Source organism: Zafaria sp. Z1313 (assembly GCF_050563205.1).
Classification (GTDB): domain Bacteria; phylum Actinomycetota; class Actinomycetes; order Actinomycetales; family Micrococcaceae; genus JAZDCJ01.
On record NZ_JBNWUK010000021.1, the window covers coordinates 1 to 18886 of the forward strand.

Consider the following 18886-nt stretch of genomic DNA (forward strand, 5'->3'; position numbering starts at 1 on the left):
CATCTCATCGACACCGGTCAGGCGGCGCTGACGCTTCTTGACGATGACCGGTGAGAAGGTCCCTTCCCGGTCCCGCGGCACGTCCACCTCCACCGGGCCCGTGGTCTCCGTCAGCACCGTTTTTGGGCGCACGCCGTTGCGGGAATTCGCGGTCTGCTTCCCTGCCGTATCGTGCTTTTCATATCCGAGATGCTCGGTCATTTCCTCATCGAGCGCGGTCTCGATCACGGTCTTGGTCAGCTGCTTGAGCAGACCGTCCGGCCCGGTCAGGGACAGGCCCTGTTCCTTCGCCATTCTGACCAGCTCGCGCGCAGCGTCGCCCTCGGATACTTCTGTCTTCTTTTCAGCGGTTTTCGTACTCGGCACAGCCTCAAGTGTTGCGGCCATATCGGGCTCCTCCCCGCCAGGCTTACCGCCCGGCGTGTCGAGCCGGATACACCGTTATTTCCACAGTCCCGGCAGGTGACTAACTCCGAGGAGATCGCAGACGCGACTTCCGACCGGGGTCATCGAACAGATGGAGTCCTCATGTCAGATAGCACCGACTCTCAGCAGAGGCCCCTTGCCGTGGGGTCGCTGTTCTCCGGTGGCGGCACCCGGCGGCCCTATTCGGCGGTGAGGGATGCGAGAAGGTCGAGTTTTTCGGCGTCGGCGCTCTGTTCGGCCGGGTAGTAGACGACAAGGACAAGGTCGTCGATCGGCATCTTCTCGCGGTGGAGGCGCAGCACGCCGAGACTTGGATGATTGACAACCGCGGTGCCACCCGCGAGTTGCCGGACGTCGTGTCGAGCCCACAGTGTGCGGAAGCGTGCGCTGGCGAGCGAGAGCTCGCCGACGAGTTCGATGGCGCGCGGGTCGTCGGTCTCGTCGCCGAGGGAACGACGGAAAGCAGCGATGAACTCGTCGACCGCCGTCTCCCAGTCCTCGTGGAAGTCGCGCTCGGCGGGGTCCAGCATTAACGAGCGCAGTCGGTTGTTCCCTGGCTCCAGGCGGGGGTTGAACGCGATCGCGAACGGATTGGCGGCAAGGACGTCGAAGTAGCGGTTCTCGATGAACGCGGGCATGTTCAGCGCTGCGAGCAGGTCGCGCAGCCGGGCCGGCACCCGCTCAGTGCGCCCGGCGGCTTTCGCGCGGCGGACACGAGGGCGCGGCCCGCCGAGGCTCATCAGGTGGTCGGCTTCGATGTCGTCGAGGCGCAGCACCCGGGCGAGCGATTCCAGGACTTGAGGTGAGGGGTTCTTGTCGCGGCCACGTTCGAGCCTGAAGTAGTAGTCAGCGCTAATGCCGGCGAGGAGCGCAACCTCCTCACGCCGAAGACCGGGGACTCGGCGCCCCGATCCAGCGGGTATGCCCGCCTGCTCGGGAGTGACCAGCGCACGGCGTGCGCTCAGGTACTTCCCGAGGCGGTTGTCGTTGTTGCCGTCCATGTGATCAACGGTAGCTATTCCCGGCCGATCGAAAGGTGCCCTGTCGGGACGCGGATCAGCGGGGTCCTTCCTCGGCTTCGAACATCGGCCGAGCATGGATGCATGCCGGCGATCGAGCCGGGAGACCATCCGGCCAGTGGTCGGAGATGGACACGTGAGGAAGCACATGGATATCAGCGGACGTACCGTCCTGATCGTCGGAGGCACCACGGGAATCGGACGTGCCCTCGCCCAGCGATTCGTTGACGCGGGCAGCACGGTCGTTGTCGGCGGGCGCAACATCGAGCAGGTCGACGGCGTCGAGACGGTGCGCATCGACGTCACCGATGCGGCGTCAGTCGCTCAGGCGCGCGATGAGGTGCTGGCGAAGCACCCCGACCTTGACGTCGTCGTGACGATGTCGGGGGTCATGCTCACTGAGGATCTGCGCGAGCCGGACCACATCGCCCAGGCCGAGACCACGATCTCGGTGAACCTGCTCGGCACGATCCGCGTGATCGACGCGTTCACCCCCCACTTGCTCGGCCGTGGCGCCGGCGACATCATCACCGTTTCCTCGGGCATCGGCTTCCTGCCGTTCCCTCTCATGGCGACGTACGGCGCGTCGAAGGCGGCCGTGCACTCGTACACCGAATCGCTGCGCGCGCACCTCGCTGGCACTGGTATCGCCGTCACCGAGCTGATCCCGCCGGCCGTCGCCAACGCCGGCCAGGAGAAGCTCAACCCGAATGCCCTGCCCATGGGCGACTTCCTCGACGAAGTCATCGGGCTGCTCACCCAGAACCCGACTCCGAAGGAGATCGTCGTCGAGCGTGCCAAGCCCCTCCGCTGGGCTGAGCACGACGATACCTACGAGGAACTCCTCGCCGCCCGGTCCCAGTCGCTCAGCAACCTCCCTGGACGCTGAGCCGGAACGGCGACAACCGGATCATCCTGGCCCGTCGCTTGTGGCGGCAAGGAGCGTAGTGATCGTGTCGCTGATCGGTGTAGGGATGTCGTGTCTGCGCGCGAGACGCGAGATGACGCCGTTGCGGATATCCCATTCGAGCGGCCGGCCGGCTTCCCGGTCGGTGAGGATCGAGGTGCTCATGTCGGCGGGGAATGCTTGGAAGCGGGCCAGGATGGCGGCAGGCGCGTCCTCACCGAGGGCCGCGCCTTCGGCCTGCGCGACGGCCACGCACTCTGCCAGGTAGGCGAGCGTGAGGTACGCGAAGTCAGGGCGGTTGAACACGCCGGCGCGCCGGCCGGTGAGTGCCATGAGCCCTGCGGCGGCGTTCTGGAGAAGTTTGCGCCAGGCGAGGGTGGTGAAGTCCGCCGCGAGTTCGACCTGGCAGCGCGTGTCGCGCAGGACGTCCGCGATGCGCTCCGCCCCCGGTGATGCGGGAAGCGTCAGCCGGGGCTCGCCCCGCAGGAGGATGGTGCCGTCTTCCTGCGACTGCGCCGGGAACCAGACGACCGCGGGGACGACCTCGACTCCCTCAGGAACGTGGGGTCGAACGGCAGCGATCTGCTCGACGCCGTTCTGCAACACGCAAACCACAGTCCCAGGACCGCACAGGGAACGCAGCCAGGGGGCTGCCGCAGCGGTCTGGGTGGCCTTGACCGCCAAGAAGAGCACATCCGCCCTCTCGGGCTGTGCAGCGGGATCGGTGCGCACGGGGCCGGGGACGACGATCCGGCGGTCGCCGTCGATCAGGGTGAGTTCCGTTCGCGTCGTACGACCATAGAGCGTCGGCGTGCTGCCTGCCTCATGCATAAGCGCTGACACCGTCGTACCGATAGCCCCCGGACCCACCACGCCAACCCGTATGCGCCCTCCAGCGGAGCCGCGCCGTTGCTCTGTCACCATGCCCCAATGTTACGCTATTACCCGTGACAGAATCACCACGTAACGCAGTTTCGGCAGTGGAGGACCCACTGCGCCGCTGGCTCGGAACGGTTCAGGCGCGGAGCGCGGGCCTAGTGGCAAGCGAGGCAAAGGTCGTCGACCTCGTGCTGGAGGACCCGTTGTTCGTAGGGAGGAGCACGACGGCGCAAGTCGCCGACCGTGCCGGGGTCTCGGCACCCAGCGTGGTCCGTGCCGCCCGGGCAATCGGGTTCTCGGGCTTCGCCGAACTGAAGCTGGAAATCGCCCGCGCTCGCGGAACAGCGGAGTTCTTCGCCCCGCCACACACGCTCACGAGCACCGATTCGACGCGCACGATCATCGACACGACAGCGCGCACAGGGATCGACGCGCTCACCGCCCTGGGCGGCGCGATCGACCCGGACGCTCTCGACCAGGCGGTCTCTGCGATTCGTGGCGCGGGGCAGCTCCTCGCCTATGGTGCGGGCCCTTCGGCGACGGTCGCGGCCGATGTCGTGTTCCGGCTGCGTTCGCTGGGCGTGCGGACATCGGGAGTCGTCGATCACGAGTCCGCGATGATCGCGGCACGCCTGCTCGACCCTGGCGATGTCGTCGTCGCCGTCAGCTCCACCGGCCGCACCGACATGACCGTCGCGATCGCCGACGCCGCCGCGACCGCCGATGCGACGGTCATCGCCATCACCAACCAGTACGGCACGCCACTCACCGATGTTTCCACGGTTGCACTGGTCGTGGGTGGCGCACCGCTGACGACGCAGATGGCCGCTGCCGGGAGCCGTCTGGCGCAGCTTGTCGTCGTCGATGCTCTCGCGGCCGCGCTGGCACTGCGCGATCCCGACCGTGTCTCGCGCGCCGAGCGGGCCGGGATCGATCTGCCCGACATCACCTGATGCCGCCGGGAACCGTTGCGATCGTCCTCGTCGCCGCAGTCGCCCACGCTGGCTGGAACCTCGTATCGAAGTACAAGAAGGGCGACACGCTGCTGTTCGTGGGCGCTTACACGACCTCTTCCGCGATTCTGTGCCTCCCCCTCGCGATCGGTGCCGCCGTCACCGGTTCGCAGCCGATCACCTGGACCCTGGTCGCCGCTGCGGCCGTGTCCGCCGCCCTGCATCTGACGTACTCGCTCACCCTGCAGGCAGGCTACGACCGAGCAGACCTCGGAGTCGTCTATCCGATCGCTCGGGGTGTGGGGCCGCTGCTCACCATCGTGATCGCTATCCTCCTGCTCGGAGAACGCCCCACGGCACTGGCGGTCATCGGAGCGCTCGCCATTCTCGCAGGCATCCTCGTCGTCACCGGCAACCCCTTTCAGAGAACGGGCGCCCGCCCCCTCCGCGGCATCGTATGGGGTACTGCCACCGGGGCAACGATCGCCGCCTACACGCTCTGGGACTCGTTCGCGATCGGCTCCATCGGACTCGCCCCAGTCAGCTACTACACCGGCACGCTCGTCGTCCAGGTCGTGTTCGTGGCTCCGGCCATCATCAGACGCCGCACAGCGTTCGCGAACACCCTCCGCGTCAATCGCGCGTCTATCGCCGCGGTCGCAGTGCTGTCCCCGCTCGCGTACATCCTGGTGCTGACAGCAATGCAAACCTCGCCCGTGGCGCTCGTCGCGCCACTGCGGGAGGCATCCATCGTGATCGGCGCACTTCTGGCCTGGCGTCTCTTCGGCGAAGGGCACCTTGTCCGCCGGCTGATCGGCGCCGTGATCGTACTTGCCGGCATTGCCGCTATCAGCCTGTAGTACGCGCTGCCAGACTAGGTACGACTCAGCGACTTTCTCCGCGTTTGATCGCCTTTTCGCCGCTCTCAGCACCCAGTGCTGTGGCCTGAGTTCCAACGTGGCACTTCCAGCCTATGAGCGTGATGCGCGCGCGCTGCCGGATATCGCCGCTCTGGTTCAGAGTTTGGTAGCCCACGGTGATCGATCCGCGATCAGGGCGACTCTTCGACGGCGTGATCGTGTCGATTTGGGCAACGACCCTGAGTTCGTCATTCGGTCGTGTTGGGCTTGGCCATTCGATCTCCACGCCTTTACCGATGATTCCTGTAGCCAAGGGCAAAGCCTGCGCGAGCAGCTTCATCGACAACGCAGCAGTATGCCATCCGCTCGCAGCGAGTCCTTCGAAGAAGCTGTCTCGGGCCGCCGTGGCAGAGAGATGGAATGCCTGCGGGTCAAACTGTTCGGCGAAGGCAACGATGTCCTCCTCGCGCAGGAGTACAACGGGCGAATGGAACTGCATTCCGACGGCGAGGTCGTCAAGCCAGAGGCCGTCTGGATTCGCAACATGCGAGCCGGGTGACGTCATCTTCCCGGTTCCTTGATCGAGCGATCTTCCGTCACGTCAACGTTGGTGGTGCGCTCTCGCGGTTGGCGTGAACGTGCGCGGTGCGCGGCGGCTTTCGCGCGGTTACCGCACTGACTCATCGAACACCAGCGACGCTCTCGCGAACCAGACGGGAGCAGGTAGATCATGCGGCATTCCTCGCTCGCGCACTCCCGGAGTCGATGACGCACGTCAGGGCTTGCGAGGATCTCCAGCAGATCCCGAGCCGCGCGGGCGCACATCGCGCTGTGGCTGAGTGCCACCATCTGAGCTTGCGGTCCATGCGAGGTGTTCGCCAAGCGGGGCGGGGGAACATCGGCGCTGGCCCACCGCTCTATCCGCTGCACGGCGAACGATGACACGGGTCGCTCGTGTACGACCCCCGACAGCACTTCCCAGGCATCCTCGCGAAGCTCACGCAACTCCGTCAGCAGCGCTCCCCGATCCACGCTCGCGTCGACCTCGATACCTACGCCGACGAGCCACTGTTCCAGGGCCTCCTCACCGTCGAGGCGCTCGACGCGATGCTCTTCGCCAGCGCCCCGCCGCCCGACGGTTGCGGTGAGGTTGAGAACGAGGGAGCCACCGTCGAAACGAAGCTTCCGCAGTGCCGTGCTGGTTCGAAGGTCGGTAACCATGCAACTATAGTAACCGATAGAACGGTTACTTAGGAGAGTGTATGGGAACTCGATTGCCTGGTTGGGCACGCGTCGCGACCGGTATCACCGTCGTGGGGTGGGGAGCGAACCAGTTCGCTGCTCTGCTACCGGTGTACCGGGAGACCGCCGGCCTGCCGGACTCGTTCATCGCCCTCGCGTTCGCTACCTACATCGTGGGTCTCATCCCGGTGCTCTTCGTCGCCGCCGAGGTCGCGGACCGCGTTGACCGACGTTGGCCGGTCCGAGTTGCGGTCATCCTTTCCGCTGTCGCCTCTGTCGTGCTGTGCCTCGGCTCGCAGGACGCCTGGCTTCTCCTTCTGGGCAGGTTCTTCTCCGGTGCAGCGGCTGGTGCAGTTCTCGGTCCAGGCACGGCATGGGTGACGGACTTGTCTGCGGATGACCGCTCCGCTGCTCCGAAGCGAGTGGCGGTCGCGCTCTCCGTCGGGTTTGGTGGCGGCCCGCTCGCAGCAGGGCTCGTCGCGCAATGGGCACCGCTACCGGAAGTCCTGCCCTACGCCCTCCACCTGCTCATCTCGGCCATCGCGGCTGCGCTGCTATGGCGGGCCCCAGATACCTCCCTCGACCACGAAGAACTCGTCGAGCAGGCTGAAGTCTCCGCCCCAGAACCCGTATCGAGACGCCGAGCGAGTTTCTGGAGCGCGATCATGACACGGCCATTCCTCTGGACCATTCCGCTCACGGCTCCGTGGGTCTTTGGCGCTGCGACGATGAGCTTCGCCGTGATCCCGTCGGTCATCCATGTCCATGGATTCGAGGCCGCCACGGCGGGGATCATCACGGGACTCACCATGGGCACCGGGGCACTCATCCAGCCTTTGGCGCAACGCATCGAGCGCGGCAGGGCCGGACGAGCCTTCCCTCTAGGGATGGGAATCGCCGCTCTAGGGATGCTCCTGGCCGCGGGAACCTTCGCGGCGCGGCTCACCATCCTGATGCTCCCCAGCGCTATCGCCCTCGGCGCCGCGTACGGCTTGGTGCTCGTCGCAGGTCTTCGTCGCATGGAGGAGATCGGTCATCCGAAAGATCGCGCACGGCTCAACGCCGCGTTCTACTCGCTCTCCTATATCGGCTTCGCCCAGCCACTCGTCTTTGCACTCGTCGCAGTGACGCCGAACGCCCAAACTCTCTACGCGGTCCTCGCCGCCATCGTGGCCACTGTGACCATGGTCGGCATCGCGATCAGATCCAGAGAGTCCCATGCATAGTGGCGACAACACCATATCTGTTCGACGTCGAGTAGGCCGGTATCACCTTTGCTCGCGCATCGACCTGCTCTTTGAACCGGCAGCCTCTCGGTCGTCGAATCATGGACATACGCGCAGTCTCCTTCTTGCTGTTACAACGAGTCCGGCCAGCCCACGCCACCAATTGGGCTGAGGAAGCGGATGGGACGTGTCCGCCGAAGCGGCCGGCGAGAGCAGACTTCGTGAGGCGTGCGACCCTGCGATAGACGCGTCGCCCGGAGAACAGTTCGGGCTCATGTCAGCGATCGAGATATTGCGCTGCGTCCCGACGCAGGAGTTGACGTTTCCGGTCGTCACGCTCATCCACGTAGTGTCCGGAAAGATCGATTTTTGTACGGATGTGTCGATACAGCGCTTGGCACCCGGGTCAGCGGTGGCGCTCGGCTCGCACAGGAGGCACCAACTGTTGCCGCTATCGCCATCACGGCTGTGGGTGATCTATGCCGACGAACCCTTCATTAGGGCGCAGATGCGCTGGCTCTTGCGGCCACGGCAGCACGTTCGTCGAGGCGTGCATCCTGATGACTGGGACGGCAACTCCCTGGTACTTACCCCAGGAATCGAGTCCTTTCGGCGGCTGGAACCGATCTGGCGACAGATAAGTGTGCTTCCAGATACGTGTTCATCGCCCGAAGAGATATCGATTCGCACAGTCGAGCTTCTCGCGAGGTGGGTTGGCACAGTCGCACCGGTCTTCCTTACTGAAGACAGTCGCTCTCTCCACGTGCCCACCCGGAATCAAGTGCCGTCTTCGGAGCGGCAGGCAGATCCGGCAATGATTGGGCACGTCGGACGGGCTGCGCGGCTGCTTCGGGAGCGCATGGGCGAGCCGTGGACTGTTGCGTCGCTGGCCCAAGAGCTCGCGCTGTCTCGCACGCACCTAACACGGCTGTTCTCGACGCACATGGGGGCCAGCCCAATGCGATTTCTTACCGAAGTTCGCTTGACCGAGTTCAGCCGCCTCATTGATGAGACTGATCTATCAGTCCGTCAAGCGGCACAAGCGGTCGGCTGGGCCGATCCGCGCGTCGCCTCGGCGTGGTTCTCTAGACGATTCGGCGTAACGCCGACCCACTACCGGCATCGCCTACCCACGCCCGGCAGCGAAACTGCGTAGCGACGAGTTCCCGCGCGCTCGTCGGCGGGTGGCGCCCTCTCGAACTCGTCGTATGAATCGCGTTACTCGTCAAGCGACCCGGACAGCCCCCAAAGGCTCGACATCACCGCGAGCCAGGAGATAGACCGGATCGGACTCGTCGGGTCTGGTCAGATCCCTGGCGGTCTCGTACTCACTCGTTCCTCTCGGGCCTCCTGAACACCCCGGCGCGTACCTCATGGTCGCAAGGGTTCGCGGCTGTCGTGTCGTGGGCCTCGCCGGGAGGAGGTCCGATGATGGCGACGAAAGAGGAAGCCCGAGCCGCGCGGGATGCGAAGCTCGACGAACTTCACGAGCGCTTGACTGGCGAGGTCGAGACGCTGGTTTCTGGTGAGGACTGGGCGCGGGCGTTGTCGTTCGCGGCGCGGTTCCGGTCGCGTTCGTTCAACAACACGTTGCTGATCTGGGTGCAGCACGAAGCCAACTTCGCTGCGGGGCGGGTTGCTGAGCCGTTCCCGTCGTTCGTGGCGGGGTATCGGCAGTGGCAGCAACTCGGACGTCAGGTGCAGAAGGGGCAGCCGGGGCTACAAATCTTCGCCCCCGTCACGGGCCGATTCGCGTCCTCGAATCCGGCAGATGCGGATTCGTGGCGGCGGCTGGAGCGCGGCGAGAAGCCCCGTGCTGGGGAGGTGGTGCGGTCGCGGATGATCGCCGCCCGGCCTGCCTATGTGTGGGATGTCTCTCAGACCGATGGTGATCCGATCCCGGAGCCGCCCGCGCCGAAGCTGTTGGAGGGTGAAGCTCCGGCTGAGCTGTGGGAGGGGCTGGTCGCGCAGGTGGAGGCGGCGGGGTTCACGCTGCTGATGGTGCCGCATGAGGGGATGATTCACGGCGCGAATGGCATGACGGATTGGCAGGCGCGGACAGTGACGGTGCGGGAGAACATGGACCCCGCCGCGCAGGTCAAGACGCTCGCCCACGAACTCGGTCATGTGCTGCTGCATGACCCGGATAGCGAGGATGCGCGGCATCATCGCGGGATCGGTGAGGTCGAGGCCGAGTCCGTTGCCCTGATGGTTGGTGCCGCTCACGGGATGGACACCTCCGGTTACACGATCCCGTACGTCTCTTCCTGGGCTGCGCGTGTCGATGGGAAGGAGCCGGTCGAGGTCGTCAAGGCAACCGGTGAGCGGGTGCGGAAGGCGGCTCTGGGGATTCTCGATCAGCTCGACACCGTGATGGTCGCTGATGGCACCCCACCAGGGCTGGATCGTGAGGCGCCGAAACAAGAGCAGCCGCAGCGCACGGTCGCATCGTCGCCGGTTCCTGCTGCGTCATCGGCGTCTCGGTCATCTGGGGTCGTGAGGGGGCTGTGAGATGCCGTCGATCAGCGATCTCCTCGCCCACACCAGCCGCCTCACCCTGACGGAGGCCGCGGCCGTGTTTGCTGCTGCCGGGGTGCCGGTGTTCCCGTGCGTGCCTGGTGAGAAACGGCCACTGACTCAGCACGGTTTCCACGACGCCACGACCGATCCCGATCAGATCAGCGCCTGGTGGGGGCGGTGGCCGACAGCGAACATCGGCATCCCCACCGGCCCAGCATCCGGGGTGGATGTCGTTGACGTGGATATCCACGGCGAGGAGTCGGGGTTCCCGGCGTTGCAGCGGGCTCGTCGGGCGGGGCTGATCCCGGCGTGGGCAGGACTGGTGCGGTCACCGTCGGGTGGCCTGCACATCTACTTCCCGGCCGACCTGGAGGATGGGCAGTCGTCGTGGCAGGCACCACCGGCGCATATCGACTTCCGTGGCGCGGGCGGCTACATCATCGCCCCACCCTCCGGCGTCACCCAGCCGGATGGCAGCACAGGAGTCTACGAGCTGCGCGCCACTGGTGTTGTCGAGGCGCAGCCGGTGGATGCCACCCGGCTGCGGGAGTTCCTAGACCCGCGCCCACCGCTCCCGTCTCGGTCGGTGCCGGCACAGAGTCTGGATGCGGATCGTCTCGGCCGCTGGGTCGCGTCGCTGGGTGAGGGTGAGCGGAATCGTGGCCTGTTCTGGGCCGCCTGCCGATTGGCAGAAGCAGGCACCAGGCCTGCTGAGACGTTCGCCGCGCTCGGGCCGGCGGCCGAGCACATCGGCCTGAGTACGCGGGAGGTGTCGGCGACGATCCGCTCCGCCTACCGCACCACCAACCCGGCACCGGCAAGTAGCGCGCGCCCTTTCGGTGACGCCCCGAGAACGCGCGCCCCTGCCGCTACCGGACGGGGGCTGTGATGGAGACGCGGACGCGGAGTGTGCGGCTCGCGGTCGTCACCGCGATCGCGGGAACGGTGCTGATCGCGTTGGGGGCGTTCTGGCTCTCATTCACCGCGCTTGCTGATCTGGCGCGTCGTTCCGGGATTAGTGCGGGGCAGGCGTGGGCGTGGCCGCTGATCGTGGACGGCATCATCGTCGTCGCAACCGTTGCGGTCGTTGCCTTGGCTGGGCAGCGGGCGGCGTGGTATCCGTGGGTTCTGCTGATGGGTGGGGCGGCCGTCTCGGTGACCGCGAACGCGATCCACGCCATCCTCACCGCCGAAACCGACGTACCCGCGCTGCTGGCAGCGGCCGTTGCTGCGGTGCCACCCGTGGTTCTGCTGGCGATCACGCATCTGACCGTGATCCTCACCCGCAGCACTACCAACGCTGCATCGCCCGTTCCCGAGAGTCGGGTGCCGCTCAATCTCGCCACACCCACCGCGTCTGTAACCGCCGTCGAGTCCGCTGCGCCCGATGACTCCGGTGACCGGCGAGAACAGGCGGCGGAGCTGCGCGCTGAGGGGTGGTCGAACAAGAAGATCGCCCGCGAACTCGGCGTGCATCCGTCAACGGTGGGCCGCTGGCTCCCGACCCCAGAACCACAAGAAGAAACCGATGATCCGCCCACAGCGGTGGAGGAAGAGAGAACACCATGAACAATCAGAACAACGGCCCTGGCAAGCGCGAGGTCGAGGACATGACGCCGGATGCGATCGAGGCCGAGAAGACCCGACAGCAAGCCGCCGACCTCGCCCAAGAGCAGCACAAGGCGCGGGGTGTGGATTGGGTGCGCCCGACCGATCTCATGGCCCGGCACTCTGCCGTGGTTGCGGGGCGCGGGATCGACTTCCAAGCCGAACTGTCGCGTCGCACTCGCACCGGCATCGCTACCGGCGCAAGAGCGGTCGGTGCCGGTGCGAAGGCGTTGGCGGAGCGGGCGAAGCAGTTGCCGCCCCTGTCCGCGTTCGGTCGCCGCACCAGCTCGCGGGAGCCGGTGACTCGTGGTGCGGTCGGGAAAAGCTAGGCCGGTGAGATGCCATGAACACGCAATCGATGACGGGATCTTTTCTGTGGGTGGGTAGTGCACCTGGTTTGGGTCGAGGAGGTGTCCGACCATGAGCTACAGGACGATGACCGCAGCCCCGGATGGCCCGGAGGACTACCAAAGCAGCGAGGGCCTACGCGCTCTACTCCATCGCCTCCACGACAGCGGCCCCGACGCCTGGAAACACGATCCGGTCGCCGCAGAGTTGATGGCCTATGCCTGCGAGAAGTACGCGCCCCTCGCGGTCAAGCATGGGTTGGACCCGTGGGAGGCGGCGTCGGCGGCGTTCGATGTGATGCGCACCAAATCGGCGAGGTCGGCGGTTGATCCGTGGGCTGTGGTGACGCATGCGGTGCGGCTCACCTGCATCTTCGAGGAACGCGCCCAAGGCCTCCTCTGCTCCGTCCACCAAGCCCGCCGCCCCCACATCTCCGCCTTCCACGACCCCGAACGCTTCAGTGACAGGGAGAACCCGCTGACCGACTACCACCCCGCGTTCCGCATCACCGACGACCCCGACACAGAGCAGACCGTTGCTGAGCAGGATGGTGGTACCGGGTCGGCGCATTCGACGGTGGAGGATGCGATCGGGGTGCTCGTGCTGGCGAAGTGGCCGGCCGATGTCGCCCGCGCAGGCGTCGAGCACGTCTGCGGAGCCCTCATGCGCTCAGGCACCCGCCAGTCGGCGTATGAGGGGTTGCGGCGCGATAAGGTCGCACGCTCCCTCCTCGACATTCCCGCTCCCTGCTGGCACACCCTCATCCGTGCCCTCCTCGGCCATCCTGATCCGGCGCTTGCGACCACGAGTGCGGGGCGCGGGATTCTGTTGCGGTTGGCGATGGAAGAACCCATGCGGCTCCTGCTGCGCGATGACGACCTCATGCTCGCCCTCTCCCTCGCAGCCGCCCGGATCGAGGACGAGCGATGAGCGGCGACATCGACGGCGTCCAGGTCCAATGGTCCGTACCCGCCATCACCGTCGGCGCGAGGCACCGCAAAGAACTCGGCGACATCGACACCCTCGCCGCCTCCATCAAGAGAGTCGGCCTGCTTCAGCCCATCACAATCGCCCCCGACGGGTCACTCGTCTGCGGTGCCCGGCGCTTGGCGGCGGTGAAACTCCTCGGGAAGAAGACGATCAACGTGTGGATGCGATCCGGGATCTCCGACCGACTCGGGAAACTCCTCGCAGAGCAGGACGACAACGTGCTCCATAAGCCCCTGAACTCAGTGGAGGCGGCAGCGCTGTATCGGGAGCTGAAGGTCCTAATGGCTGAGGATGCGGCGCGGCGTGAGGCGGCGAATCAGTTCACGACTGCGCATCAGCCGAGGTGGAACGGCTCCGCCGATTCGGCGGAGCCGTTGACCAGCCCGACCGGGGATGCGCGCCGACAGGCCGCACAGATGGTCACCGGCACTGCGTCCTACTCCAAGCTCGAACAAGTCGGCTACCTCGAAAAGGTCGCCGCCGATCCCGCCCAGCCTGATGACCTCCGCGCCCAGGCACGGCGCGAGCTGGACGCCGTGAAAGCTGGAGCGCCGGTCAACCCCGCCTACCAACGCATCCGCGAACAAGCCGAAGGCCGACCGGCAGAGGACTTACATCAGATCGCGGAAGAGACCTTGGCGCGCGTCCATGCTGAGAACAAGGCTGCTCGGAAGAAGAACAAGCCCCGCAAGCCAGCACCCGCTCCTGCTGGGGAGATCGTGCAGTTCCCCGTGCGGGCGTTTGTGTTGACCTGGGGCGAGCTGATCGACTGGTGGGAACGCTACGACCTCCACCAGATCGCTACCGAACTCACCGACGAGCAAGCCGACGCCTTCTACGCGACCGTCGATGGCACCGTCGCGTTCGCTGATCGCCTCCGTACTGCGCGTGGCACGGCGGACACCGCCGAGGATGCGCGGCTGCTTCGCGCTCTCTGACCGCTCAGCTCGTGGCTGCGGTGTCTCGTGCACCTGTGGGGCATGACTTTCTTCGATAGCAGCCGTCCAGGGTTCAAGCGCCGCCTCATCGCCACCATCGCCGCCGGTGTGGTGTTCCTGATCCTCGCCGGAATCGGGATCTACGGCCTCATCACCGGCCCCAGAGACACCACACCCAGCGAACCATCCGCTTCCGAACCGGCTTCGACATCACCGTCTACGTCGAATCCGACGGCGACGCCACGGCTCCCGTCCGTGCCTCGGTCGGCGGACCCGCAAACCTTCGCCCGCAACGTCGCCGAAGCCTTGTTCACCTGGGACACCGGCAGCGGATTCATGCCCCTCGACTACAGCAGCGTGATCCTCGATGTCGGCGACCCCTCCGGTGAGGAACAAGCCGGGCTCGCGTCGGACGTGGCGGCGTATCTGCCGACACGGGATTCCTGGATGGAGCTACGCAAGTATGTCACCGCCCAGACCCTCACCATCGACAGCATCTACGTCCCGGAGTCGTGGGAGACGGCGGTGGCGCAGGCGCAGCCGGGGCAGCTCGCAGAAGGGACCGTCGCCTACACGATCGAGGGCACGAGGCATCGCGACGGCGAATGGAACGGCACCCCCGCCGCGTCGGAGCATCAGGTGGCGTTCACGGTGTTTATCGTCTGCGCACCCACCTACGACACCTGCTCGCTCCTGCGGCTCTCGCAGCTCGACAACCCCCTCAAATAGGACGGGTGGTGTGTCGTGTTCAAGAAGCTCGCTATCGCGGGGATCGCCCTGGTCTTCCTTGCCCCGGCCGTCATGCTCGTGTCCATCGGGGCGCTCATCAACCCCGCGCAGACCGCGAACGCCACCTGCCTCACCACCGGGCTGACCGTCGGCGAGATCCCGGATTCCCTGTCGGTGACGACGGCGGATGGGTACTCGTTCACGTTGAACAAGCGGCAGCTCACACATGCCGCCACGATCATCACCACCGGCTCCCAGATCGAGGGAGTGGATCGGGATGCGGTGCAGATCGCGATCATGGCCGCCCTCACCGAATCCACCCTCCGCATGCTCTCCAACACCAGCACCTACCCGGAGTCGGCCGACTATCCGAACGATGGTGATGGCGGGGATCACGATAGTCTCGGCTTGTTCCAGATGCGTCCGCAGTCCGGGTGGGGCACCGTCGCCGACCTCATGGACCCGACCTACCAAGCGAAAGCGTTCTTCGGCGGCCCCACCGGACCGAACTACCCGAGCCCCAGGGGCCTGCTCGATATCCCCGGGTGGGAGTCGATGGACAAGGGCGAAGTAGCCCAAGCCGTCGAGGTCTCCGCGTACCCGGACAGGTATCAGAACTACGAGCCCGTCGCCGAGGCCATCCTTCAAGCACTGACTGTGAACAGCGGCAGCAACAACACGCAGCCGGCGGGCACCGGTGGTGCGGCGGCTGGCCCGGTGGCGGAGTCGTCGCGGATCGTGTTCCCGCTGCCGGAGGGCACCTGGGTGATGACCAGCCCCTTCGGGATGCGCGAGCACCCGATCACGGGCGAATACAAGCTCCACACCGGCACCGACTTCGCAGGCCCCGACGGCACACCGATCCTCGCCGCCGCCGACGGCATCGTCACCGTCGCCGAATACACCGGCGGCTACGGGGGGCTTGTCGTGATCGAGCACACCGTTGACGGGCAGACCGTTGCGACGGCGTATGCGCATTCGTGGGAGAACGGCATCCACGTCTCCGTCGGTGACCGGGTGACGGCGGGGCAGCACATCGCCGACGTGGGTTCGTCGGGGTATTCGACGGGGCCGCACCTGCATTTCGAGGTCCGTATCGGCGGCACCAACGGCGACTACACCGACCCCGCCGCCTGGCTCACCGAGCACGGGGCCGCGGACCTCCCCGTCGGAGACATCACCCCAACAGGATCATGCAGCAACGGAGGGAGTGGATCGTGAACGTGTTTCCCGACTTCGAGGGCATCAGCGGCATCGGAGACCTCAAAGAAGTCATCGGAGCCTTGCTGACGTTCGTGCTCATCATCGCCGTGCTCATGCTCATTGTGTGCGCCATCACCTGGGCGGTAGCCTCCGCGCACGGCAACCACGCCACCGCTAGCAAAGCCCGCACCGGCCTCCTCGTCGCTGTCGGCGCTGCTGCTCTCGCCGGTGGCGCGGTCGCGTGGATGAACTGGCTCATCGCCATCGGCGACCAGCTCTAGAGATCGTCAGCGGTCTCAGCACGCTGGATCTCACACTGATCGAGTAGCCGCGCAAGGTAGCTGTAAGCAGCGAGGCGTTCCATTGCTTCCTGCTCGGTGAGTTCGCTCCGCGTATGTGTCGTGACGTTTCGCACCGTCAGATTGACGCCTGTTGCTAGATTCGTCAGGGCCTTAGCCATCGGTTCGAGACCACCGCGCATGCTCTTGGTGGTCTTATCCGAAGGCTCGCCTGGCCACACAAGTTTCGGTCGGTCGGGAAGGGGCTCGCCGGGCGACAAAGTTTGTTGCCAGAACGGGGTGTCGTCCACATCGTTGCGGCCAAGTCGGTTTTTCCAATGGACGGTGAGCGCTTCTGCCGCTTCGCGCACGGCGACGCGATACTGATGCGTTGTCCAATGAGCCGCCGCCGCAGCCCAGATCACTTTGTGCAGCTCGGCAGGAGAGAAACCGGGAAGGCCGGAATCGTCACGCGCTTCCGCGTCGGCGATCATCGCATCGAGCCGCCCCTTGACGTTGGACGCGGTCATCCGAACATCGCGGGGTGCAAGCGGAGCCTTCGGTGCCGCCATGAACGACCAGTTCGAGACAGGATCGATCATTCCCAGACCCTGCACTGCGATATAAGCCCCCGTGACGGCGACGGCACGCGCTGCAAGTCCTGCTGCTTCAGCAACATCGAGTTCAAGTCCCTGGATGGCAGCGCTGTCTTCTCCCTCCTTGGCCCAGACAGTAGGGAAAAGACCGCGTGACTCCATATGTGTCGACTCGTGCTGGGTCTGCATCCACGCCTCGAAGGCTCCCTCAAACTGTTCGATTGCCGAACGCAACCGACGCAGATAATCCGCGCTGTACTCCGCCATACCGGCCTCCTCTCACCAGTCCCCAAGCGTAGGCGGCACCCCCGACACGGCAGAGGATGCGCTGTCGGTATCGAAGGCGCACCTGATCCGCGAACCCTTCCCCCGCCCACGATTCCTGTGGGCCTTGTTCGTGTCAGGAGCCCATCGTGTTCGATCTCATCTCGTCCGTCCTCGCCGCCCCGGTTCTCGTTCCGATGGAGGTGAACATCGACCCCAACGACTCCGGCCTTCCCGGTATCGCGCAGCTCCGCACGATCGTCGGCGCGGTCATGACCGTCGGCCTCATCCTCTCCGTCCTCGCGCTCATCATCAGCGCGATCGTCTGGGGCTTCGGCGCGAACTCCTCGAACCCGCATCTGGCAGGGCGGGGAAAGATCGGCGTCCTCGTCTCCTGCGGAGCCGCGGTCATCTGCGGGGCGTCGGTGACGCTCGTGAACTTCTTCTGGAACGTCGGCCAGCAAGTCTGACCCCGCCCACCACCAACGACTTCAATCTGAAGGAGGTGCGTGATGGGCGTGTGCGATATACCCATCATCTCCAACGTCTGCGATATCGCAGGCGACGCCGCCGGCGCCCTGATCTCGGCACCGTTTGATTGGCTTGCCCAGGCAATGGGCAACGCTGCCGGGTGGTTGTTCGAGGCAGTCTGGAACGTCTTCGACACCACCACGTTGGTCGACGTCACCAGCGACGGCTACATCTCGGTGTACAACCTGGTGTTCGGGATCGCAGTGTTCATCATGCTGCTGTTCTTCTGCCTCCAACTCATCACCGGCCTCATCAAACGAGTCCCCACCGCCCTGTCTCGGGCTGCGTTGGGGCTGGCGAAATCGGTGCTTGGGTCATTCGTCGTCATCACGTTGACCGGGCTCGGGTTGGAGATCGTGGATCAGCTCTGCACCGGCATCATCCAAGCCGCAGGCGAAACCACCACCACGATGGGCGACAAGATCACCCTGTTGGTTGCGGGGCTGGCGGGGATCAATATCGCGGCTCCGGGTGTGGGTGCGATCATCACCATCTTCCTCGCAGGACTGGCGATCTCGGCCGCCGCCATCGTCTGGCTCTCCCTCCTGATCCGCAAAGCCTTGCTGTTGGTTGCGATCGTGTTTGCACCGTTGGCGTTCTCCGGCGCCTCCTGGGACGCGAGCCGGGGGTGGATCAGCAAGTGGGCGATGTTCGTAATCGCCCTCATCGCCTCCAAGCTCGTGCTGGTCGTCATGTTCCTCGTCGCGATCACGCAGGTGTCGGCACCGATTGACATGGATCTCGCGTCGATCAGTGACCCCATCGCGGGCGTCGTGCTGATGGCGATGGCCGCGTTCGCGCCGTATCTGACGTACAAGTTCATCGCGTTCGTCGGCTTCGACATGTATCACGCGATCGGCTCCGAACAAGACGCCAAGCAGGCTCTCAACCGCCCGATGCCTGTGCCGTCGAAGCCGCAGGGGCAGGACGCGCAGAAAGTCCTCGACGGCAACAACAGCGGCGGGGGCAAAGGCAGTGGCGGCAACGGCGGCGGCGGTACGACTCCGCCGCCGAAGCCGACACCGGCCTCCACGGGTGGCACTCCGCCTGAGAGTGCTGCGCCTGCCGCATCCGGTGGTGGTTCAACCGCGGCAGCCGGAGGTGGGGCGGGTGCGGGTGCTGCGGTCGCGGCCCCGGTCGCTGCGGCGGTGATCGCGGCGAAGGTCGCCAAGGACTCCTTCAACGCCGGTCACGACCTCGGCGACAAGCTCGGCGGTCAAGGCGAAGCAGCCGCCGACGGTGCGAGCAGCAACATCACCCCACCACCCCAGGGCAGTGACACGGCACCACCCTCGTCCCCGGTGCCGAAGACGCCGACACCACCGCAGGACCCGACACCGCCCGACCCCACACCCGGGAAGAAGTGAAC

Annotated in this window: 21 protein-coding genes and 1 pseudogene; 16 read left to right on the top strand and 6 right to left on the bottom strand. The window is 65.8% G+C overall.

Features of this window, described 5'->3' with window-relative positions; translation table 11 throughout:
* Both ACQ3I4_RS14570 and ACQ3I4_RS14575 read right to left on the bottom strand, forming a co-directional pair.
* On the bottom strand, positions 1–387 hold a 387-nt coding region (locus tag ACQ3I4_RS14570), incomplete at its 3' end, for a transposase (protein WP_430633347.1).
* Positions 388–605: 218 nt separating this feature from the next.
* The gene (locus ACQ3I4_RS14575) at positions 606–1427 is read right to left on the bottom strand and encodes a helix-turn-helix transcriptional regulator (RefSeq protein WP_421009183.1); all 822 of its coding nucleotides are present in this window, start codon (positions 1425–1427) and stop codon (positions 606–608) included.
* A 166-nt stretch (positions 1428–1593) separates the two neighbouring features.
* Between ACQ3I4_RS14575 and ACQ3I4_RS14580 the strand changes: the two genes are divergently transcribed.
* A complete protein-coding gene (locus tag ACQ3I4_RS14580) occupies positions 1594–2334 on the top strand; it encodes an SDR family oxidoreductase (protein WP_427385415.1) in 741 nt (246 codons plus the stop codon).
* A gap of 21 nt (positions 2335–2355) precedes the next feature.
* Here the strand turns inward: ACQ3I4_RS14580 and ACQ3I4_RS14585 are convergent, their stop codons facing one another.
* Positions 2356–3276 (bottom strand): oxidoreductase, encoded by a 921-nt coding sequence (locus ACQ3I4_RS14585; RefSeq protein WP_421009181.1) that lies wholly within the window; start codon positions 3274–3276, stop codon positions 2356–2358.
* Positions 3277–3332: 56 nt separating this feature from the next.
* Between ACQ3I4_RS14585 and ACQ3I4_RS14590 the strand changes: the two genes are divergently transcribed.
* Both ACQ3I4_RS14590 and ACQ3I4_RS14595 read left to right on the top strand, forming a co-directional pair.
* Complete coding sequence (locus tag ACQ3I4_RS14590; RefSeq protein WP_421009180.1) at positions 3333–4184, top strand: MurR/RpiR family transcriptional regulator; 852 nt, start codon at positions 3333–3335, stop codon at positions 4182–4184.
* Positions 4184–5044, top strand: a complete 861-nt coding sequence (locus ACQ3I4_RS14595) for an EamA family transporter (RefSeq protein WP_421009179.1) — start codon at positions 4184–4186, stop codon at positions 5042–5044. Before ACQ3I4_RS14590 ends, ACQ3I4_RS14595 begins: the two co-directional genes overlap by 1 nt.
* A 25-nt stretch (positions 5045–5069) precedes the next feature.
* Here ACQ3I4_RS14595 and ACQ3I4_RS14600 read toward each other — a convergent pair whose 3' ends face one another.
* Both ACQ3I4_RS14600 and ACQ3I4_RS14605 read right to left on the bottom strand, forming a co-directional pair.
* Positions 5070–5609: a MaoC/PaaZ C-terminal domain-containing protein gene (locus ACQ3I4_RS14600; RefSeq protein WP_421009178.1), complete on the bottom strand. Its 540-nt coding sequence runs from the start codon at positions 5607–5609 to the stop codon at positions 5070–5072.
* Positions 5606–6265, bottom strand: coding sequence for a CGNR zinc finger domain-containing protein (locus tag ACQ3I4_RS14605; RefSeq protein ID WP_421009177.1), 660 nt, complete (start codon positions 6263–6265; stop codon positions 5606–5608). The genes ACQ3I4_RS14600 and ACQ3I4_RS14605 overlap by 4 nt, the downstream gene beginning before the upstream one ends.
* A gap of 41 nt (positions 6266–6306) precedes the next feature.
* Between ACQ3I4_RS14605 and ACQ3I4_RS14610 the strand changes: the two genes are divergently transcribed.
* The 11 genes and pseudogenes from ACQ3I4_RS14610 (at position 6307) to ACQ3I4_RS14660 (ending at position 16129) form a co-directional block, all read left to right on the top strand.
* Positions 6307–7512, top strand: a complete 1206-nt coding sequence (locus ACQ3I4_RS14610; RefSeq protein ID WP_421009176.1) for an MFS transporter — start codon at positions 6307–6309, stop codon at positions 7510–7512.
* Between the two features lie 274 nt (positions 7513–7786).
* The gene (locus ACQ3I4_RS14615; RefSeq protein WP_421009175.1) at positions 7787–8668 is read left to right on the top strand and encodes a helix-turn-helix domain-containing protein; all 882 of its coding nucleotides are present in this window, start codon (positions 7787–7789) and stop codon (positions 8666–8668) included.
* A 275-nt stretch (positions 8669–8943) separates the two neighbouring features.
* On the top strand, positions 8944–10023 hold the full coding sequence (locus tag ACQ3I4_RS14620) for an ArdC-like ssDNA-binding domain-containing protein (RefSeq protein ID WP_421009193.1): 1080 nt from the start codon (positions 8944–8946) through the stop codon (positions 10021–10023).
* 1 nt (position 10024) lies between these two features.
* Positions 10025–10921: a bifunctional DNA primase/polymerase gene (locus ACQ3I4_RS14625; RefSeq protein WP_421009174.1), complete on the top strand. Its 897-nt coding sequence runs from the start codon at positions 10025–10027 to the stop codon at positions 10919–10921.
* Entirely contained in the window at positions 10921–11601 is a 681-nt protein-coding gene (locus tag ACQ3I4_RS14630) for a DUF2637 domain-containing protein (RefSeq protein ID WP_421009173.1), read from the top strand. The genes ACQ3I4_RS14625 and ACQ3I4_RS14630 overlap by 1 nt, the downstream gene beginning before the upstream one ends.
* Positions 11598–11969, top strand: coding sequence for a hypothetical protein (locus tag ACQ3I4_RS14635; RefSeq protein ID WP_421009172.1), 372 nt, complete (start codon positions 11598–11600; stop codon positions 11967–11969). Before ACQ3I4_RS14630 ends, ACQ3I4_RS14635 begins: the two co-directional genes overlap by 4 nt.
* 91 nt (positions 11970–12060) lie before the next feature.
* A complete protein-coding gene (locus tag ACQ3I4_RS14640) occupies positions 12061–12918 on the top strand; it encodes a hypothetical protein (protein WP_421009171.1) in 858 nt (285 codons plus the stop codon).
* A complete protein-coding gene (locus ACQ3I4_RS14645) occupies positions 12915–13916 on the top strand; it encodes a ParB N-terminal domain-containing protein (protein WP_421009170.1) in 1002 nt (333 codons plus the stop codon). The genes ACQ3I4_RS14640 and ACQ3I4_RS14645 overlap by 4 nt, the downstream gene beginning before the upstream one ends.
* Positions 13917–13958: 42 nt before the next feature.
* A complete protein-coding gene (locus ACQ3I4_RS14650; RefSeq protein ID WP_421009169.1) occupies positions 13959–14645 on the top strand; it encodes a hypothetical protein in 687 nt (228 codons plus the stop codon).
* Between the two features lie 15 nt (positions 14646–14660).
* Positions 14661–15851 (top strand): annotated as a pseudogene (locus ACQ3I4_RS14655) (M23 family metallopeptidase); the annotation flags it as partial.
* Between the two features lie 11 nt (positions 15852–15862).
* Positions 15863–16129: a DUF6112 family protein gene (locus ACQ3I4_RS14660; RefSeq protein WP_421009168.1), complete on the top strand. Its 267-nt coding sequence runs from the start codon at positions 15863–15865 to the stop codon at positions 16127–16129.
* Here the strand turns inward: ACQ3I4_RS14660 and ACQ3I4_RS14665 are convergent.
* On the bottom strand, positions 16126–16989 hold the full coding sequence (locus tag ACQ3I4_RS14665; protein ID WP_421009167.1) for a TIGR02391 family protein: 864 nt from the start codon (positions 16987–16989) through the stop codon (positions 16126–16128). The two genes, ACQ3I4_RS14660 and ACQ3I4_RS14665, sit on opposite strands and share 4 nt — an antisense overlap.
* A gap of 194 nt (positions 16990–17183) precedes the next feature.
* On the opposite strand from ACQ3I4_RS14665, the gene ACQ3I4_RS14670 reads away from it, so the two are divergent.
* Positions 17184–17456, top strand: a complete 273-nt coding sequence (locus ACQ3I4_RS14670; RefSeq protein WP_421009192.1) for a DUF6112 family protein — start codon at positions 17184–17186, stop codon at positions 17454–17456.
* Positions 17457–17498: 42 nt separating this feature from the next.
* Complete coding sequence (locus ACQ3I4_RS14675; protein WP_421009191.1) at positions 17499–18884, top strand: conjugal transfer protein TrbL; 1386 nt, start codon at positions 17499–17501, stop codon at positions 18882–18884.
* Positions 18885–18886 lie beyond the last annotated feature (2 nt).

What these genes read in the sequence shown, in the direction of transcription:
- ACQ3I4_RS14630 (WP_421009173.1), top strand. Translation starts at nt 10,921, where the DNA reads ATGGAGACGCGGACGCGGAGTGTGCGGCTCGCGGTCGTCACCGCGATC.
- ACQ3I4_RS14625 (WP_421009174.1), top strand. Translation starts at nt 10,025, where the DNA reads ATGCCGTCGATCAGCGATCTCCTCGCCCACACCAGCCGCCTCACCCTG.
- ACQ3I4_RS14620 (WP_421009193.1), top strand. Translation starts at nt 8,944, where the DNA reads ATGGCGACGAAAGAGGAAGCCCGAGCCGCGCGGGATGCGAAGCTCGAC.
- ACQ3I4_RS14635 (WP_421009172.1), top strand. Translation starts at nt 11,598, where the DNA reads ATGAACAATCAGAACAACGGCCCTGGCAAGCGCGAGGTCGAGGACATG.
- ACQ3I4_RS14610 (WP_421009176.1), top strand. Translation starts at nt 6,307, where the DNA reads ATGGGAACTCGATTGCCTGGTTGGGCACGCGTCGCGACCGGTATCACC.
- ACQ3I4_RS14665 (WP_421009167.1), bottom strand. Translation starts at nt 16,989, where the DNA reads ATGGCGGAGTACAGCGCGGATTATCTGCGTCGGTTGCGTTCGGCAATC.
- ACQ3I4_RS14670 (WP_421009192.1), top strand. Translation starts at nt 17,184, where the DNA reads ATGGAGGTGAACATCGACCCCAACGACTCCGGCCTTCCCGGTATCGCG.
- ACQ3I4_RS14615 (WP_421009175.1), top strand. Translation starts at nt 7,787, where the DNA reads ATGTCAGCGATCGAGATATTGCGCTGCGTCCCGACGCAGGAGTTGACG.
- ACQ3I4_RS14640 (WP_421009171.1), top strand. Translation starts at nt 12,061, where the DNA reads ATGAGCTACAGGACGATGACCGCAGCCCCGGATGGCCCGGAGGACTAC.
- ACQ3I4_RS14595 (WP_421009179.1), top strand. Translation starts at nt 4,184, where the DNA reads ATGCCGCCGGGAACCGTTGCGATCGTCCTCGTCGCCGCAGTCGCCCAC.
- ACQ3I4_RS14650 (WP_421009169.1), top strand. Translation starts at nt 13,959, where the DNA reads ATGACTTTCTTCGATAGCAGCCGTCCAGGGTTCAAGCGCCGCCTCATC.
- ACQ3I4_RS14575 (WP_421009183.1), bottom strand. Translation starts at nt 1,427, where the DNA reads ATGGACGGCAACAACGACAACCGCCTCGGGAAGTACCTGAGCGCACGC.
- ACQ3I4_RS14605 (WP_421009177.1), bottom strand. Translation starts at nt 6,265, where the DNA reads ATGGTTACCGACCTTCGAACCAGCACGGCACTGCGGAAGCTTCGTTTC.
- ACQ3I4_RS14600 (WP_421009178.1), bottom strand. Translation starts at nt 5,609, where the DNA reads ATGACGTCACCCGGCTCGCATGTTGCGAATCCAGACGGCCTCTGGCTT.
- ACQ3I4_RS14675 (WP_421009191.1), top strand. Translation starts at nt 17,499, where the DNA reads ATGGGCGTGTGCGATATACCCATCATCTCCAACGTCTGCGATATCGCA.
- ACQ3I4_RS14580 (WP_427385415.1), top strand. Translation starts at nt 1,594, where the DNA reads ATGGATATCAGCGGACGTACCGTCCTGATCGTCGGAGGCACCACGGGA.
- ACQ3I4_RS14585 (WP_421009181.1), bottom strand. Translation starts at nt 3,276, where the DNA reads ATGGTGACAGAGCAACGGCGCGGCTCCGCTGGAGGGCGCATACGGGTT.
- ACQ3I4_RS14645 (WP_421009170.1), top strand. Translation starts at nt 12,915, where the DNA reads ATGAGCGGCGACATCGACGGCGTCCAGGTCCAATGGTCCGTACCCGCC.